The organism is Roseateles sp. P5_E11 (assembly GCF_054049355.1).
This window is the reverse complement of record NZ_JBFUMO010001145.1, coordinates 1-737: the sequence shown is the minus strand read 5'-3', so window position 1 is coordinate 737 and position 737 is coordinate 1. Positions and strand designations below refer to the sequence as shown.

Sequence of the window (737 nt, the reverse complement as noted above, 5' to 3'; positions counted from 1 at the left end):
GCTGGAGTTCGTCGACAGCAAGGACCTGGCCGCCCTGGCCGCTCTGGGCACGTCCTGCCCCGACCACTTCCTGCGCACCAAGATCCGCCCGCTGGTGCTGGACTTCGACCCGACCCAGCCCGACGTCGACGCGCTGCTGGCCGGCCTGGACAAGGCGCTGGAAGACTACCGCGCCGACTACGTGGCCTATTACGAGCGCTGCAAGCGCGCCAACAGCCCGGCCGTGCGCGATGCCAACCCCATCATCTACCTGATCCCCGGCGTGGGCATGCTGTCCTTCGCCAAGGACAAGGCCACGGCCCGCATCGCCGGCGAGTTCTACGTCAACGCCATCAACGTGATGCGCGGTGCGAACGGCGTCGACAAATACGTCGGCCTGCCCGAGCAGGAAGCCTTTGATATCGAGTACTGGCTGCTTGAAGAAGCCAAGCTGCAGCGCATGCCCAAGCCCAAGAGCCTGGCCGGCCGCGTGGCCTTGGTCACCGGCGGCGCCGGTGGCATCGGCCAGGCGGTGGCGCGCCAGCTGCTGCAGGAAGGCGCCTGCGTGATGCTGACCGACATCGACGCCGAGGCGCTGGAAGAAGCCCGCCAGAACCTGCTGAAGGCCGGCGGCAAGGACAACGTCGCCGCCGTGCGCGGTGACATCACGTCCGAGTCCGAAGTGGAAGCGCTGCTGTCAGCCAYGGCGCTGCGCTTTGGCGGCCTGGACATCCTCGTTTCCAACGCCGGCATCGCCT

1 protein-coding gene is annotated in these 737 nt (G+C 67.7%); it reads left to right on the top strand.

The genetic code is table 11. The features are described 5' to 3' along the window. Positions 1 to 737 (top strand): SDR family NAD(P)-dependent oxidoreductase (locus ACXJKR_RS33980; protein WP_457326611.1); only part of this gene is annotated, 737 nt, incomplete at both ends.